This window comes from Mycobacterium sp. P4_H6 (assembly GCF_056400845.1).
In genome coordinates this window covers 21,057-37,319 of record NZ_JBFUKN010000014.1, presented here as the reverse complement: position 1 = coordinate 37,319, position 16,263 = coordinate 21,057, and the positions used below count along the sequence as shown (strand labels likewise).

General features: G+C 65.1%; 16 protein-coding genes. 5 read left to right on the top strand and 11 right to left on the bottom strand.

Annotation, left to right across the window (positions count from 1 at the left end):
* Together AC1DTF_RS08175 and AC1DTF_RS08170 are read right to left on the bottom strand one after the other, a co-directional pair.
* A complete protein-coding gene (locus AC1DTF_RS08175) occupies positions 1 to 384 on the bottom strand; it encodes a YidH family protein (RefSeq protein WP_477473709.1) in 384 nt (127 codons plus the stop codon).
* A gap of 34 nt (positions 385 to 418) precedes the next feature.
* The gene (locus tag AC1DTF_RS08170; protein ID WP_477473708.1) at positions 419 to 1,075 is read right to left on the bottom strand and encodes an alpha/beta hydrolase; all 657 of its coding nucleotides are present in this window, start codon (positions 1,073 to 1,075) and stop codon (positions 419 to 421) included.
* Positions 1,076 to 1,184: 109 nt separating this feature from the next.
* Here AC1DTF_RS08170 and AC1DTF_RS08165 point away from each other — a divergent pair, with 109 nt between their 5' ends.
* Complete coding sequence (locus AC1DTF_RS08165) at positions 1,185 to 2,078, top strand: universal stress protein (protein ID WP_477473707.1); 894 nt, start codon at positions 1,185 to 1,187, stop codon at positions 2,076 to 2,078.
* A 12-nt stretch (positions 2,079 to 2,090) separates the two neighbouring features.
* On the opposite strand, the gene AC1DTF_RS08160 is transcribed toward AC1DTF_RS08165, so the two are convergent.
* The 3 genes from AC1DTF_RS08160 to AC1DTF_RS08150 form a co-directional block, all read right to left on the bottom strand.
* Positions 2,091 to 3,752 carry a cation:proton antiporter gene (locus AC1DTF_RS08160; RefSeq protein ID WP_477473706.1) on the bottom strand — a complete coding sequence of 554 codons (1,662 nt, stop codon included), beginning with the start codon at positions 3,750 to 3,752 and terminating at the stop codon, positions 2,091 to 2,093.
* A 55-nt stretch (positions 3,753 to 3,807) separates the two neighbouring features.
* The gene (locus AC1DTF_RS08155) at positions 3,808 to 4,329 is read right to left on the bottom strand and encodes an SRPBCC family protein (protein WP_477473705.1); all 522 of its coding nucleotides are present in this window, start codon (positions 4,327 to 4,329) and stop codon (positions 3,808 to 3,810) included.
* Positions 4,330 to 4,425: 96 nt separating this feature from the next.
* Positions 4,426 to 4,812 carry a hypothetical protein gene (locus tag AC1DTF_RS08150; RefSeq protein WP_477473704.1) on the bottom strand — a complete coding sequence of 129 codons (387 nt, stop codon included), beginning with the start codon at positions 4,810 to 4,812 and terminating at the stop codon, positions 4,426 to 4,428.
* Positions 4,813 to 5,221: 409 nt separating this feature from the next.
* On the opposite strand from AC1DTF_RS08150, the gene AC1DTF_RS08145 reads away from it, so the two are divergent.
* Entirely contained in the window at positions 5,222 to 6,868 is a 1,647-nt protein-coding gene (locus AC1DTF_RS08145; protein WP_477473756.1) for a sensor histidine kinase, read from the top strand.
* A gap of 5 nt (positions 6,869 to 6,873) precedes the next feature.
* On the opposite strand, the gene AC1DTF_RS08140 is transcribed toward AC1DTF_RS08145, so the two are convergent.
* The 3 genes from AC1DTF_RS08140 to AC1DTF_RS08130 all read right to left on the bottom strand — a co-directional run bounded on the left by AC1DTF_RS08140 (position 6,874) and on the right by AC1DTF_RS08130 (position 10,027).
* A complete protein-coding gene (locus AC1DTF_RS08140; protein ID WP_477473703.1) occupies positions 6,874 to 7,866 on the bottom strand; it encodes an Acg family FMN-binding oxidoreductase in 993 nt (330 codons plus the stop codon).
* 83 nt (positions 7,867 to 7,949) lie between these two features.
* Positions 7,950 to 9,713 carry a SulP family inorganic anion transporter gene (locus AC1DTF_RS08135; RefSeq protein ID WP_477473702.1) on the bottom strand — a complete coding sequence of 588 codons (1,764 nt, stop codon included), beginning with the start codon at positions 9,711 to 9,713 and terminating at the stop codon, positions 7,950 to 7,952.
* On the bottom strand, positions 9,710 to 10,027 hold the full coding sequence (locus tag AC1DTF_RS08130) for a hypothetical protein (RefSeq protein ID WP_477473701.1): 318 nt from the start codon (positions 10,025 to 10,027) through the stop codon (positions 9,710 to 9,712). Before AC1DTF_RS08130 ends, AC1DTF_RS08135 begins: the two co-directional genes overlap by 4 nt.
* Before the next feature lie 150 nt (positions 10,028 to 10,177).
* Between AC1DTF_RS08130 and AC1DTF_RS08125 the strand changes: the two genes are divergently transcribed.
* Positions 10,178 to 11,194: a zinc-binding alcohol dehydrogenase family protein gene (locus AC1DTF_RS08125; protein ID WP_477473700.1), complete on the top strand. Its 1,017-nt coding sequence runs from the start codon at positions 10,178 to 10,180 to the stop codon at positions 11,192 to 11,194.
* Between the two features lie 31 nt (positions 11,195 to 11,225).
* On the opposite strand, the gene AC1DTF_RS08120 is transcribed toward AC1DTF_RS08125, so the two are convergent.
* The gene (locus tag AC1DTF_RS08120) at positions 11,226 to 12,122 is read right to left on the bottom strand and encodes a universal stress protein (protein WP_477473699.1); all 897 of its coding nucleotides are present in this window, start codon (positions 12,120 to 12,122) and stop codon (positions 11,226 to 11,228) included.
* A 221-nt stretch (positions 12,123 to 12,343) separates the two neighbouring features.
* Between AC1DTF_RS08120 and AC1DTF_RS08115 the strand changes: the two genes are divergently transcribed.
* Both AC1DTF_RS08115 and AC1DTF_RS08110 read left to right on the top strand, forming a co-directional pair.
* Positions 12,344 to 13,198 carry a universal stress protein gene (locus tag AC1DTF_RS08115; RefSeq protein ID WP_477473698.1) on the top strand — a complete coding sequence of 285 codons (855 nt, stop codon included), beginning with the start codon at positions 12,344 to 12,346 and terminating at the stop codon, positions 13,196 to 13,198.
* Between the two features lie 6 nt (positions 13,199 to 13,204).
* The gene (locus AC1DTF_RS08110) at positions 13,205 to 14,089 is read left to right on the top strand and encodes a universal stress protein (protein ID WP_477473697.1); all 885 of its coding nucleotides are present in this window, start codon (positions 13,205 to 13,207) and stop codon (positions 14,087 to 14,089) included.
* A 101-nt stretch (positions 14,090 to 14,190) separates the two neighbouring features.
* Here AC1DTF_RS08110 and AC1DTF_RS08105 read toward each other — a convergent pair whose 3' ends face one another.
* The gene (locus AC1DTF_RS08105) at positions 14,191 to 15,417 is read right to left on the bottom strand and encodes an NRAMP family divalent metal transporter (protein ID WP_477473696.1); all 1,227 of its coding nucleotides are present in this window, start codon (positions 15,415 to 15,417) and stop codon (positions 14,191 to 14,193) included.
* Positions 15,418 to 15,422: 5 nt separating this feature from the next.
* Positions 15,423 to 16,256 (bottom strand): magnesium transporter, encoded by an 834-nt coding sequence (locus AC1DTF_RS08100; RefSeq protein WP_477473695.1) that lies wholly within the window; start codon positions 16,254 to 16,256, stop codon positions 15,423 to 15,425.
* Positions 16,257 to 16,263 lie beyond the last annotated feature (7 nt).

Here is a 16,263-nt window from a genome sequence, read left to right as displayed (position 1 = left end):
TCAGGCCCGCGCCGGCGGCCAGGCGACCAGAATCACGAGAACCGCGACGGTGACGACGAAGATCGCGCCGCCAAGCAGCACCGGCACCAGGGTGGGCGGCAGGTCCTCGTCGCGGCGCATCGCGGTCTGCACACGTTGCCAGCGCCGCACCGCCAGTATCGCCAGCAGCCCACCACCTGCGGTGAGCACCACACTGAGGCCATGTCGCACACCGGGGATGCCGAACGACGGCACGAACTGCACCACGGCGATACCGCCGGCGATCAGAGCCAGCGATGTGCGGATCCACGCCAGGAAAGTGCGTTCGTTCGCCAGCGTGAATCGGTAATCTGGTTCGGTCTCGTCACTGCAACCCGGCGACTGATCGTGATCGGTAGACCTCACGAGACCGCCCTTTCCTGATCGCTCAGTTCTGCCGTCAGCTTACATCGGTGTTGTGCGGCAGCAGGTTCCGCTGGAGAAAGTCGAGATGAGCCGATGCAACCAAGCGCTGCGTGGCGCCGTGGTACATCTCGAAATGACTGACGGGCATCTGCGCGCCGTTCGACTGCCGCCCCGGACGCCTGGCCCGACCGAACGTTCCGCGCAGGAGATCGATCGCCGGCACGTTGGCGACGACGGCGGCGATCGACGGGTCGTTGGCCGCGACGTCCAGCACATGACCACCCCCGAGCGAGGTGCCCCACAGGGCGATGCGCTCCCTGTCGATACCGGCGCAAGTACGGGCGAATATCACGGCGTTGCGCAGATCGACGCGCTGACGTGGCGTGCTGATCTGTTGCCGCGGCCGCCCGTCGCTGGCCCCCAGGTAGCGATAGTCGAAGATCAACGCCGCCAGACCGCCTGCAGCGAATCGGCTGGCGAAGTCCGGAACTATCCAGTCCATGGTGCCGGAGAACCCGTGCGCCAGGACGACGCACGGAACGGTTCCGGTCGTGCCGGTCGGCCGGTACAGCACTCCTGCACAGCGGATGCCCTCGGATCGGAAAGACACCGCAGTGGCGTGAAATTCGGGCATCGGGGTCGCGCAGTCGGCCGCATGAGGCACCTCGTCCTGCCGGTCGGTGTCCACCATGCCATGTGATTCCACCCCTGCCGCAACGAGGCCACCAGGGCTGAAGGGTCCTCGAGTCGAGGACCAATGACTCCTGCCCGTTCATCCGTCGATGCCTACCGTCGGAGCTATGAATGGCGACGAACAGGACTCGGCACCGGTACGCGTGGTCGCGGGCTATGACGGGTCCCCCGAGGCGAACGCGGCCATCGAAGCGGGCGCACTTCTGTTCCCGGCAGCGCATGGCTGGATCGCATATCTGTGGGTGCCACCCTTTGCCAGCGACAAGGTGCGGCGTCGTTTGCGCGCTCGCGCCCGCGACCTGGATGAACTCATCGCCATGATCGAACAGGAGGGTGAGTGCGAGGCCCAGCGCCTCGTTGCGACAGGGGTAACGCTGGCCACCAACGCCGGATGGCACGCCGAGCCGATTCTGAAACGGACATGGGGCGGGGAAGGCTGGCGGATAGCGCAGGTGGCCGCCGACATCAGCGCCGACGTCGTGGTTGTCGGATCACGGGGATTGGGCGGAACCCAAGCGCTGCTGGGAAGTGTCTCCGATATGGTCGTCCACTATTGCCCGATGCCGATGGTGGTTGTCCCTCACCCGATGCTGGCCGTCGACTTGGCCGCGCTCGCGGATGGACCCATTGTCATCGGCTGGGATGGCTCTACCGGCGCCGAGCGTGCGTGTCATGCCGCTATGCGCCTGTTTCCGGAACGGGACCTGGTCCTGGTGTCGGTGGACGACGGTGGGGATGCCGCGGCACTGCCGGATCTGGAGGACAGCGGACGTCGAGAAGTTCGCCATCACGGCGTGACACGCAGCCACGGTTTTCACGCTCGTGGGGTCGCCGATGCTTTGGGCACTGCGGCATCAGACGCCGGCGCCGCGGTGATCGTGGTGGGTTCACGCGGGCGATCCGCGATGCGCGAGATTCTCCTCGGCAGTGTCGCGATGGCAACCCTGCACCACGCGGAACGACCCGTCATGGTGGTTCCCGACGAGTGGAGCCCAAGCTGATTGTTCTGGCACTCAATGCGGCTCACCGTCGGGTTCCGCGGCGCCGTCGGCTTCGATGAGCAGTTCGTGCATCGCTGTCGACGTCGCACGCGCCGCCGTGGAAAAAGGTTCCAGCACGGTGTGCACCCCCGCGGCACGTAACCGCTCTGCATCGTGGTGCGTGTGAGCAGTCAGCGCGATGGTTCCGGTGAATCCGCGATTGCGGAGGGCTTCGAGCAGTGCCAGGTTGACGTGCACGATCGGGATGGCACTGATGACATATTTCGCCCGCGACAGCGGCAGAGCTTCGAGCAGTTGCTCGTCTTCGGCGCTGCCGAAGACGACGGCGAACTCCTCGCTGGAATGGATCTTGACCTGGTGCGGATCGAAATCAACTGCGAGCACGCGGTGGCCGGCGATGCTGAGTCTGTGAGCCAAGTGTCCTCCGAACCGTCCCAAACCGTAGAGGATCACGTCAAAGTTTTCTGCCGCAACATTTTCCGGTGCGCGAGGCGCGCGCCTCTCCAGGACGGACAACCAACCCTTCACACGGTCATAGATCTGTCTCGAATACGTGATCAGGTACGTCGAGATGGCGATCGTGATGAGGCCGACCACGGTGATGAGACTGACGGTGTCGTTGGCGATATGGTCGAGACTGAGACCCAGTGCGGCCAGGATCCAGGAGAACTCCGATATCTGGCCCAACGGCAGCCCGGCCGGGACACTGACACGTAATGGATATCGCATCAGCGACATGACCACAATCACGATCAGGGGTTTCCCGATCAACACCAAGGCCGCGAATACCAGCGCCGGGACGATTTGGCCCGCGGCATCGTCGAATTCAAGTCGTGAGCCCAGTTCGAGAAAAAAGAACAGCAGCAGGAAGTCGCGCAGACTGGCAAGCCGGGCTCCCAGAGCGTCACGAAACGGAGTGCTCGCCAAAGACACGCCGGCCAGGAAGGCACCGACTTCGGAGCTGAATCCCAACCAGTCGCTCGACGCGGCCATCGAGGCCGCATAGGAGACGCCGAACAGGACGAGGAGGTCGGGCACCCTCGCGATGTGCGGCAGCAGCCACGGCAGCACATAGCGCATCAGCAGCCACACCGCGCCGAGCAGTCCAGCGCCCTTGAGCAGGACAATCGCCACGCCGTGACTGAGATCGCCACCAGTGTCCTGCCCGAAAGCGGTCAGCACGATCATCACGAGCACCACGACCAGGTCCTGCACGATGAGCAGACCGACGGCGATACGCCCGTGCAGTTGGTCGAGTTCGCGTTTATCGGACAACAACTTGACGATGATGATCGTGGACGAGAATGTCACTGCCATGGCCATGTACAGCGCGGTGAAGCCGTGCATTCCACATGCCAACGCGACGAGGTATGCGACCGCAGCGGTCATCGTCACCTGAGTCAGCCCGGTGACCACCGCCACGGGCCCGGTGCTCCGGATCATGTGTACGTCGAGCCGGAGCCCGACGAGGAACAGCAGCAGGGCGATACCGAAATCGGCCAGCAGCTCGATAGTGCCGTCGGCCGACACCCATCCGGTACCCACCGGACCGACGGCGACACCGACCACGAGCAACGCGACGATGAGCGGCTGGCCCAGTCGTGACATCGCCAGGCCTGCGAGGGTGGCGATCGCCAGAACTGCTGCGAGGGTGGGGAACGGGTGCACATCCATTGCGTTCCAGCTGCCTTTCGCCCGTCGCGCGGTGTGTACCAGATCTGCTATTCCGCTATCGATTTGACGCCTGCGCGGAGCAGATCTGTTCCGCTCGACGCTGGACCCCGCGCAACATCGCCCGTGTCACGAGCGCGCGCAGGGGACCGGACAATTCGACTCCGACAACTTGCCCAGGATGTCGCAGAGCGACCCGGCCCCGCAGGAGTACCCGGCAGCGTTCCACCCCGTGCGGTATCACGCTCACCGACCACACAGAACCCGCGTGGAGCCCTCTCGGCGTCGACCGCAACACGATGTGCGCACCCTCCGATACTTCGGCCACGTGCAACGCCACGCCCAGACGCCCCAAGCTCTTACGATCGCGGAGGGTCCGCAGCAGCTCTACCCAGACAGCGTCCGATGATGCGTTCACCCACACGCCCTCGGTCGTTTGAGAGGCGGGGGAATGCACCAGGTCGTCACCGGGTAGCGGCAGCCCGCACTCCCCCTTCGTCGTTCCCCAGTTCCGGTAGAACTGCCGCAGCCCCAGCAGGCCTGCCGCGGCCGCCACCACCTTCACGATGTCGTTGATCATGACACCAGACTGCGATCGTCAGCCGCCGTGCGCTAGGGCCGGTGGTCCTCAGACGTGAGGCGCTTCGGCCACTCTGCCGTGCCTGTCCCGCGGTCGCTACGCGGTCGCGTGCGGCGACTTGCCGCTGGTTCGTGATGACGTTGGCCGCTCGTTGTCGGAGCCGGAGCGCCACCCCGCGTAGATGAGGTAGAGGCTGACCAGCGCCAGCAGCGAGTACACCACGGGCACGGCCGCCGTCGTACTCACCATCCGATGTGCCACCGAATCAAGCGAACTCGGCACGATGAGCAGCAGGATGCCTTTGACCAGAATCATCCATCCCAGTGACGAAACCATGAAAGCCGTTGCCCCTCGCCATGTTCGGTGAAATGTGACAACGGCGATTCCTGCGGCTGTCACGAAGACGCCGGTGACCCAGGGCCATACGGCACTGGCGGTGAACTCGGACACAATCGGCATCAGGTTGTCGGTGCGCAGCAGCACCGAAACCGAGAGTATGCCCAGGAGAGGCCCAAGGACCCTGGCGAATGCGCGCGTGCGACTGTCTGCCTGTGGCGAGATATTCACGTCGTCTCCCATCGATGCGTCGTTGAGGTGGGCAGATCAACCCATCTCAGGTAAGCACCGGCCTACCGTCGGTGGGCAGGGCCTTAGGCCCTCATTCCTGGGATTCCTTGGTCATCGACGGGCGCAATGGCACGTTTCGGTAGGCGTGGGGCTCGTCGGCAAATCAGAGCGGGTTTGCCGAGTTTTCGTGCCGCCCAGTTCGTTCTGGTTGCCAGCYACGCAGCCGGGAATAGCGCGTACTCTGACCCGCGAGGGGGATGCCGTGGCAATCAAGAAAATTGAACCAACATTCGCCCACCTGGGCAAGCCGGACCTGGTCAGCGAGATTCACCAACAGTTGGATGAGCTGCAAGGCGCTCGCGACCAGACCGAAAAGTTGCTGCACGTCATCATGGGCATCAGCTCGGACCTCGATCTGAATGCCACGCTCGATCGCATCACCAACGCGGCAATCGAACTCACCGGCGCCCGTTACGGCGCGTTGGGTGTGCGCGACCGCGGCGGCGCGCTGACCTCGTTCCTGCACCAGGGCATCGAGTCCGAACTCGTCGAACGCATTGGTCCACTACCGGTCGGCAAGGGGGTGCTCGGCGTTCCCCTGGAGGACACCCCGGCGCTGCGCCTCGACGATCTGTCCGATCACCCGGCGGCAGCCGGATTTCCCCCACACCACCCACCCATGCACGCCTTCCTTGGCGTTCCCATCACCATCCGCGGCGAGGTGTACGGAAGCCTCTACGTCACGCACGACCGGCCAGGCCCCAGGTTTTCCGAGAATGATGAAGTGTCGGTGCGGGTACTGGCCTCTGCGGCGGCGGTCGCCATCGACAACGCCCGCCTGTTCGAGCGGGTGCGGGCAGCGGCCACCTGGATGCAGGCAAGCCGCGAGATCGGCACGGCCCTGTTGTCCGGAGGCCCCGGATCCGAGAATCCGCTGCGTCTGATCGCCGAACGGGCCCGCGAACTGACCGAAGCCGAACAGGCCATCGTCCTGGTGCCCGAAGCCGGCGATTCGGGCGAGGACGCCCAGACGTTGATCGTTTCGGCCGCAGTCGGGTTGCACGCCGAGGAAGTCATGGGTCGACACGTTCCCATCGATTCGTCAACGAGCGGCGGCGTGTTTCGATCGGGGATGCCGGTCATCACTGAGTCGTTCCTGCACCCGATCCAATCGTTCACCGATGTCGGTCAGCGCCCGGCGATTGTCATGCCGCTGACCTTGGAGGACTCGGTCATCGGCGTGATCGCCGTGGCGCGCAATCGAGATGACTCACCGTTCGACCCGTCCTACCTGGATCTCGTCAGCGACTTCGCACGCCACGCCGCGATCGCGCTGACCCTGGCCTCGTCGCGGGCACGCGAACGCGACTTGCTGGTTTTTGCAGACCGGGAGCGCATCGCGCACGACCTGCATGACCAGGTCATCCAGAGATTGTTCGCCGCCGGCCTGGACGTGCAAGGCACCATCGCGCGGTCCAAGGCGCCAGAAGTCAACGATCGCCTGACCCGTACGGTCGACGAACTTCAAAGCACGATCGAGACCATCAGGTCGACCATCTTTAAACTGCAGTCACCCGCCTCGAAGAACGCTGACCTGCGGGTCCGATTGCAGGCACTGGCCTCCGAACTGACGGGCGACAGCGGTATCGTCACCTCGGTGCGCGTGGCGGGTCCCTTGAGCGCCGTGGCGCGACATGTTTCCGAGCACGCCGAAGCCGTTGCCAGCGAGGCCATCAGCAACGCTGTGCGGCACGCACAGGCTTCACACATCGACGTCACGGTCACGGTGGACGACGATTTCACCATGGAGATCGCCGACGACGGTGACGGGATACCCGAAGACAATGCGCGCAGGAGTGGTCTAGCCAACATGCAGTGGCGGGCACAGCATCTCGGCGGCGAATGTGTCATCTCTTCCACACCGGGCTCCGGAACCAGTGTGCGTTGGACAGTTCCCGTGCTCCCGGACTGAAAAAGCTAGAACACCGGGCCGCCATCCAGCGCGTGAATGACCTCCCCCACCGGTCGCCGCGGCGTCGCGGGCAGCGACTCCGCACCGACCGGCGCCCAGCCGATCCGGAGCATCATCTGCGGATGCGCCTCGTCACCGAATACCTCGGACCGAAGCGCGGCTCGCGTCTCGGCGATCTCTAGTGGCTCTGAGACCGGGCAACTGGCCAGCCCCAGCATCGTGCTCGTCAACAGTGCCGCGCTGGTCGCCTCGCCGGCCCGTAGTCGACCCATCACATCGTCGCTGCCGGTACCCAGCGCCAGCAGAAGACCGTGATCGTCACCGGCGGTGGCATTGGCCGGTTGCTCGAGCATCGGTCCGGCGAACAGCCGACTCGGTAGCGCGGCCGTGGCGTCACTCTCGGGTGTGCTCCGTGCCGGCACGCCGGCAATGGACGCATAACGGCCACTCCACGTCGTCAACTCGGTCAGGTACTCGCCATCATGGGCGTGCAGCCACACGGCTTCGGCAATGATCGCTCTCATGCCGGTGGTCATCTCGACGTGGCGTAGCAGCACTCCCATCCGCGCCAGCCGCACCCCGATCATCACGACATCGGCGTGCGGAACCGGCCAGTGGCTGAAGTAGCGGCGATCCGTGCGGCGGCGAGGAATTGCGGCGGCGAGCGCAATGTCTTTTTCGTCCGGTTCACATTTCGTCAACGCGATGGCGGCCAGATGGTCGGGTTCGGCCGCGTTCGGCAAGCGGCTCACCTTGCACTGCCAACCGAGCGCGGCGAATGCCGCCGTGGCGTGATGGAGCGACGCTCCACAGCTGATCAAGAGATCGCGGCCGTCGGGATCTGCATGTGGTAGGCGCCTGCTGCGATCGGCATAGAGGTGAATACTCTCCTCGCCCACCCGCCACGCCCACGGTTGCGAATTGTGCACCGACGGTGCGCGGGTGGCCAATGACAGCGCCGTGCGAATCGTCGCGGTGTCAGGAAAGTGCGCGGTCATGGCGTGCGGCGCTCCTTGTGGAAAGAGAACTTGTCATCTCAACTATTGAGCGAATATCGCGTCTCGTGCAGAGTCCGAAGTCCCTAATGTTCAGGACCCGTTTCCATGCCGCACCATCGTCGATAGGCAGCCACGGCGGTCGGCAGCGTCATGAACAGATACTCACGCCCGATCCCGTCGAGCATGCCCGCGGCCCGCAGCGCCTCACGCAGGTCTTGTTTGACCCGCGCCATCGCGAAGACGATTCCCCGCCGATGGCATTCCTGCCGTAGCCTTTCGAGCGCATCCATCGCAGTGATATCGACTTCGACGTTGGCCTCGGCGTTCAGCACGAACCACCGGATCGGGCCGGGAGATCGGTCGACGGCGGCAATCGCGCGCCGGTGAAAGTCGTCGGCATTGGCGAAACACAGCGGCGCGTCGTATCGGTACACCACCAGTCCCGGTATCAGTTCCGCCTCGGGGTAGTCATCGACATCGTGCATGCCGGCCAGTCCGGGTACCAGCCCCTGGACGCTGTCATGGGCGCGGGCGATCCGGCGCAACAGCTCCAAGATCGACAGCACGACGGCCACCAGCACACCGTTGAGCACTCCGAACACCGGCACACWGACGGCCGTCGCCACCGCCAGAAGTAGTTCGCTGCGACGGAATCGTGCGAGCCGGCGAAATTCTGCCACGTTCACCAGCTTGATCGCCGCGAACACGACGAGCGCTGCCAACGCAGCGGATGGGATCGACCCCACCAGTCCACGGCCCCAGGTCACCACACCGATGACGACGACAACGATCACCAACGAGTGAACCTGTGTCCGTGCACCCGCGGCAACGCCGAGTGCGGTGCGGCTACCGCTGGAGCTCACCGGAAATCCCCGAACCAGCCCGACCGCCAGGTTGGCCACACCCAGTGCGCGCAACTCCGCATTCGCATCGATGTCGCCGCCGGTTCGGGATGCGAACCCGCGGGCGGTCAGGACGTCATCCGAGAACGCGACGATGGCGATTCCCAGTGCAGGAACAGCGAGTTCGCGCCACACCTCCGGCGGCAAGTCCGGTAGACCGACCGCCGGAAAACCGAAGGGGATCGCCCCGACCACGTCGATACCGTGCTGGGCCAGGTCGAAGGCAGACACGATGATCGTCGCACCGAGAACCACCATCAGCGGCCCCGGAATCTGGGGCACATACCGATCAACCACAACCAGGAACACGACGAGCGTGACGCCGAGAAGCGCCGTAGGCCAGTGCAGGTCGCCCACATCCTTGACGAGGTCGCCGGCCTGCCTCCACACGTCGCCGTGAGACGGGTGCAGTCCGAGGAGGGTACTGGATTGGCTTACCACCATGGCGATGGCGATCCCGGTCATGTATCCCACCAGAACCGGTTTGGACAGCAGGCCGGCCAGGAATCCCAGTTCTAGCGTCCATGCCAGACAACAAGCCAGGCCCACGAGCAGAGTCAGCGCCGCCGCGCAGGCGATGTACTTCGCCGGGTCACCGTCGGCGACCACCACCGCCAACGCAGACGACGTCATCAATGCGGTGGTCGACTCCGGTCCGATGGACAGCTGCCGGGAAGACCCGAGGACGGCATAGACGAGTAGGGCCGGTAGTGCGGCCCACAAGCCCACCTCAGGACTGAGCCCGGCGAGTGCGGCGTAGGCCATGCTTTGCGGTATCAGATACGCTGCGACGCTCAAGCCCGCTTGGACGTCGTTGCGGAACCAGCGTTTTCGGTACCCGCAGAAATCAGCCAGTCCCGGCGCCCAACGCCGTAGGCCGTCGTAGCGCTGACCGGCAGAGAACAGCGCATCAGGATCGCCGCGGCCGGCCTCGCGTTCCGTCATCCGGCTTTTCGGGTCGAGGAGTTGACCTTGACCAAATGTTCGCCGGGCTCAGTCCCACGGCGTTGATTCTGTGCAATTCGCATGAGACGCATACTGCGATTCAGTGTCAGTGGAATCAGGTGTGACGTCACCGTCGCATTGCGGGCGAGGTGCCGGTACGCACTGCGCACCACATCACCAACCTCGTCGCGTGTGCGATCTGTGAATTTTGAGTGCACCGCGGTGATGAGGCCGCTCAGCTCGTCCCGGTCCATCTCACGAACAGCGACAGTGTCGGCAAACGGCGGGACCTCATAATCGAGCACGATAGCCATTCCTTCGAGCCAAGCAGCCCCTCGTGTGATGGGATGCAACCCCAAGTTAGCCGGGTGAGGGCCGTCTAATTTAGGGCCTAAAGACCCTGAAGGGCCGCGGTTTCCGCCTCGTTGCTCCCGTGAGACGCCGCAGTGGTCGACGATGGGATCATGAGCACACGAATGATGTCCGCGTGGCGTGTTTCCTCCCCCGGCCCGCTCACCACGCGTCCCCTCGAGTACGTTGACGTCGCGGTCCCAGAACCGGGCCCGGACGAAGTCCAGGTCGCCGTGTCGGCGTGCGGGGTGTGCCGCACCGATCTGCACGTCACCGAGGGCGATCTGCCGGTGCACCGTCCGCACGTCATTCCCGGACACGAGGTGGTCGGCGAGGTCGTCGGCCTTGGCAGCAACGTCGGGCCGGACCTGGCCGTCGGCGACCGGGTGGGCGTCGCGTGGCTTCGGCACACCTGTGGACACTGCCGGTTCTGTGTGCGCGGCGCAGAGAATCTCTGTCCGGACTCGCAGTACACAGGATGGGACGCCGACGGTGGTTACGCCGAGTACGTCACTGCACCAGCTGATTACGTGCACCGGCTGCCGTCCGGTTACTCGGATGCCGAACTCGCTCCGCTGCTGTGTGCGGGCATCATCGGTTACCGGTCGTTGCTGCGGGCGCAGCTTCCACCAGGTGGCAGGCTCGGCATCTACGGTTTCGGCGGTAGCGCTCACATCACCGCTCAGGTCGCCCTGGCCCAAGGTGCAGAGGTGCATGTCATGACTCGGGGTCGGGAAGCGCGCGAGCTGGCTCTGGCGCTGGGCGCCGCGTCCGTCCAGGGCGCTACGGACCCGGCGCCCGTTCCGCTCGACGCAGCGATTCTGTTCGCGCCAGTCGGTGAACTGGTGCTGCCCGCGCTGGAAAACCTCGACCGCGGCGGAACCCTCGCGATCGCAGGCATCCACCTCAGCGACGTGCCGACACTGAACTACCAACGCCACCTGTTCCAGGAACGCCAGATCCGGTCGGTGTCATCGAACACGCGCGCAGATGCGCGGGAGTTCTTGACCTTCGCCGGTCAGCACCGTGTCGAGGTCACAACACAACCCTATGCGATGGATCAGGCCGACGCGGCACTGAACGACCTGAAGGCAGGGCGCATCGCGGGTGCCGCAGTCCTCACACCGTGAGTAACCAGCCCGCCGACATCGGCCCACAGGGTTACTGAGGACGGACCACGATCACTGCACAGCGCGACGCGTGTGCCACCGCCGAGCCGACCGAACCGAGAAGCAGTCCGGCAAACCCGCCACGTCCGTGACTGCCGACCACCACCAACTGAGCCGACCCGGACCGGGCGATGAGCTCTTGAGCCGGCTTGCTCTCGACGGCGGTTCGCTCGACGGGCACATCCGGGTAGCGCTCCGACCAGCCGGCGAGCCGTTCGGCAAGGATCTCCTCGGCCTCGATGCGAAAGTCCTCCCAATACAGCCCGGGTACGGTGGCGCTGTGGTCGAGCCATGCATGCACGGCGACGATTCCGACGCCGCGTCGGGACGCCTCGTCGAAAGCCACCTCGACCGCACGTTCAGAAGCAGGTGAGCCATCGACGCCCACCACCACAGGGGCATTCGGCGGCCGGCTGGACGCCGAAACTTCCTCATGGATGACGGCGACAGGGCCATGTGCGTGATGAAGCAGGCCGGCGCTCACCGAGCCGAGGATCAGACCCTCGACCTTGCCGAGCCCGCGGCATCCGACGACCACCATCTCGGCGTCCTTCGACATGTCCACGAGCGCTCCCACGGCACGCCCTTCGACCAGGTGCTCACGCACGGTAACCCGGGATGAGTCGGGAATCCATTTCGACGCCGCATCCACGGCATCGCGCATCATCTGCGCGGCTTGCCGGTCCCTCATCTCGATGAAGTCCTCTGGGATGGGCACATCGACCCAGGCCGCGGCGTCCACCGTCGTCAACACGTGAACGATGGTGAGCGGTACATCGCGCATATTCGCGTCACACGCGGCCCACTCCAGAGCGGCCAGCGACGCGGTCGAGCCGTCCACGCCCACCACGATTCCGTGCGGACCTGCATGCGCACCAGCTGAATTCATGTAAAGCTCCTTTCGCTCGCAACGACGATATTGCGTTGCCGCGGTGAAGTCTGGAGTCCTTGGTCACTGCAAAGTCGGACAAAGGACCCCTACCGCGAGGCACCCGGCGACGTGGGACCAAGGGCCTCCGGGCGCAGGACGAACTGCTCTGCCTTCACCGGGTACCGCCACATAGTTTGCACTACAGAAACCCCGTAGGCCGAGCTGTAGAGGAGGCTGTCGTGACCGCACGAGATGACGCCGGACCAATCGTCGTCGGCATCGACGGATCGACGGCAGCCATCGACGCTGCGCTATGGGCAGTCGACGAAGCACTGCACCGCAGCGTGCCACTGCGACTCGTCGGCGTCACCAACGTCCTGGCGGCACGGGTCTCAGAACCTGCCACGAGCCCGGAACTCGCTCGTGCCGAATCTGCTCTGGAAACGGCCTGGGCCGCCGTCACCGCGACCGGCAAGCCGGTCGAGGTTCAGACAGCGGTGCGGTGGGGTCCGCCGGCGAACGCACTGATCGCCGAGTCGCGGTCCGCGTCGATGCTCTGCGTGGCGTCAGTCGGTATGGGTGTGATCGCCCGCTCGATAATGGGGTCGACGGCGGCATCCGTCGCGGACCGCGCACACTGCCCAGTGGCGGTCATTCGTCCCTCGAACGGCACGGATGCGGATGCGGCCAACTGGGTCGCGGTCGGGGTCGACGGATGGAACACCGGCGATGCGACCGTTGAGTTCGCCCTGGAAGAAGCGCGATTACGACATGCGCCTCTGGTCATCGTGGGCCTCGGCTGCAAAGGCTTCGGCGTCAACGATGCCGGCCGGACCCGCAGCCGTTCCCGAAGCTGGGCCGAGCGCAATCCAGACATCGAGATCGAGACAGCCGCGACGCAGTGCGGTCTGGCCGAATTCCTTGCCGACGAGCACGCCGACCTGTCTCATCGTCACCCCGCGACCGAGTGCGCCTCGAACATCCCGTTGGCGGTCATCGGTAGCGACGATGTCCCGGAACTGCCGCGGTTCATCGGACCGCACGACAGCGGCCTGCTCGCGCATGCTCGCTGCTCCGTCGTGGTCGTTCGCTGACGTGTGATGGCGATCGAGGAAAGGCGGCGCGTCATCGTCGCGGCCGTCGACGACTCCGTGGCCTCCGACTGGGCAGTCCGCTGGGCGGCAGACGAGGCGGTCGTGCACGACACCTCGCTGGTTCTTGCTCATGTCATCAACCCGACGACGTTCAGCACCCCGGACCGCGGGACCACACAGAGCATCTTGCGATCCGAAAAGCGTCTGGCCCGCGAGGCACTCATGCGCGCCCTTCATGTGGTCACCAAGCAGATCGGCAGCCGCTCGACAGTTCCGATACGGACTGAAATCGCCTACGGTGCGGTCGTTTCCGAGCTTTCGGCATTGACACCACACACGTGGATGATCGCTGTCGGTTCACGGCCCCGGTATTCGTGGGGCGGCCGCCGACTCGGCTCGGTGACGGCCGCATCTTGTCGACACGCAACCACTTCCGTGGCCGTCGTACACAGCGACCCGACCGCCGAGCAGCGCGCGCGGCCCGTTGTCGTCGGTATTGATGGAGCCGATTGCTCGCACTACGCCGCCGGTGTGGCGTTCGAGGAAGCATCGCAACGGAATGTGCCTTTGATCGCCGTCCATGCGTGGCGCGATATCGGCGCCCTCTCCAACCCTGAAGCGGATCGGTGGACCGGCCGCGAAGCGGGTGAGAAGATGCTCGGGGATGTCCTCACACCGTGGCAGAGGCGCTATCCGGATGTCCTTGTGCGGCGTCGCCTCTTCTGTGATCGCCCTGCGCACTGGTTGTTGGCGGAGGCGCGGCAGGCTGGGCTCGTCGTGGTGGGCAGCCGCGACAGGGGTGGGATGGAGGCGGCGGTGCTGGGTTCGGTGGCGACTGCGGTCGCCACCGAATCTCATGCTCCGGTAATCGTCGCCAAGGTGCCCCGATAAAGGCCCCGTCGGTTCTGCTCGACGCGCCGGGCAGCATCGCACGGCGACCTGGAATCCATCACCTGACGGAACCTGGATCACTTCTCGGACATTGTGCGCAATCACAGCACCGACGAAAAGGCCAAAGCAGCAACGCAGGCCACCACCACCGCGGTGACAAGTCCGTAGCAATACGTGGCCAGACGGCCGATGGCGAACTCCCCCATCAGATCTTCGTCACGTCCGATGCCGACCATGACGAGCAACAGCGGAACAAGCAGGACGGCGTTGAGAATCTGTGTGGTGACGAGAACGGTCACCAGTGGTGCGCCGGGCAGCATCACCGCGCCGGCTCCGAGTGAGATGACTGCACCGTAGGTGACGTAGAACGTCTTGGCGTCATGGTAGGTATCGTCCAGTGCCGCTTCGACACCGGCGTACTCACAGACCGAGTACGCCGTGGACAGGGGCAGGATGGATGCCGCGAGTAGAGCGGCACCGATCAATCCGACGGCGAACAAGGTTGCGGCCGCCCCACCGGCCACGGGTTGAAGCGCCACGGCAGCATCGGCGGCATCGGCAATCGTGCGGCCTTCACGGTGCAGCGTGGCGGCGCACGCCACGACGACGAAAAAGCCGATCACACCGGTCAACAGCGCTCCGGTGACCACATCAACGCGCTCGAGAACGAGATCCTCAGCGCGCAGCTTCTTATCGACGACGTAAGACTGGATGAAAGCCAAACCCCATGGAGCCAGGGTCGTGCCGACCGTCGCCGTGACGATGGCGATGGTCGCGCCATCTACCGGCATCGTCGGGACGACGAGTCCCTGCAAAGCCGCACCCCAGTCTGGGTGCGCCAGCACACCGGATGCGACATAAGCCAGAAACACCGTGGACAGCAGCAACAGCAGATGCTCGATGCGGTGGAAGCTGCCGCGCAACACCAGCAGTGACACCGTCACCGCGGCAATGGGGACGCTGATGTGGCGACTGATCCCGAAGAGGTCGAACCCTGCAGCAACGCCGGCGAATTCGGCACATGTCGTGCCGATGTTGGCAATGACGAGCGTGGCGAGCACCACGCCACCGGTCCGCACGCCGTAGCGTTGCCGCACAAGACCGATGAGACCCTGGCCGGTGACAACGCCCATGCGAGCGGCCAGCGAGTGGAACATCACCAAGGCCACCGTGGACAGCAGCAGAACCCAAAGCAGTTGGTATCCATGGCTGGCACCCAGTACCGAGTATGTCGTGATGCCCGCCGGGTCGTCATCGGAAAGGCCGGCGAGTACCCCCGGACCGACGACAGCCAGTAGGGCACCGAAAGTGAGGCGCCGAACCTTCATCCCGCCTACCCGCGCTCAGCGCGTCGACGGGGCCAGACGTGTGATCGCAGAAGCGGGCGTCCATGGGCGAGACGTGGTCGGCCCAACAGGCGGCGCCACCGGGAGGCGTGGGTGGCGGGCATGGCCGCGACCACATCGGCCGCGTCGGCATCGGTCATAGCCCGCAGTAGATGGTCGCCCACCCCCGGGTCGCTGATTCGCAGGACATCGGCGGCGACACCCGGCCCCCTGGTGGTGAGAACATCGGCGGCAGAGGTCACGTCGAGCCGACTCACCAGGACGGCGAGTTCACGTGCATCGAGCAGATGCACTGCTGACCGAGGGGTCGCAAGTTGAACCTCATGCCCCCGCGCAGACGTCAAGTGCAGATCACCCCAGGCAACCGTGTCTGCCCCCGTCCGAGCCAGCCGCGGCGGCATTCCCCAGCGCCGCAGCACCGCACCGAAACCCACCTCCACGGCCACGACTTCCAGAGATCGGTCCCGGCGCCGAGCCAAGACGATGTCCGCTACACGGGCCACCCGCCGACCGACGACATCGACAATCTGGGTGTCGAGCACATCACGGTGCAGCAGGAGTTCGTCGATGTGCAGGGAGGAGGCCACCGACGCAACCGGGATCCCCTCCGACGACACCCGGATGYCGTCGGAACCCAGGCCTTCGACCGCCGACCACGCGAACAACAGGTGGCGCCCACGCGCGGTTCGCACCATCAGTCGGTCGACGAGTGCGGCACCGTCGGGACGTCCGAGGACCGCGGCCATATCAGCGACACGACCCAACTCGCTCCCGGCACGATCACGCACCTTCAAACCCAGGATTCGGCTGAATGCGAGCACGATCAAA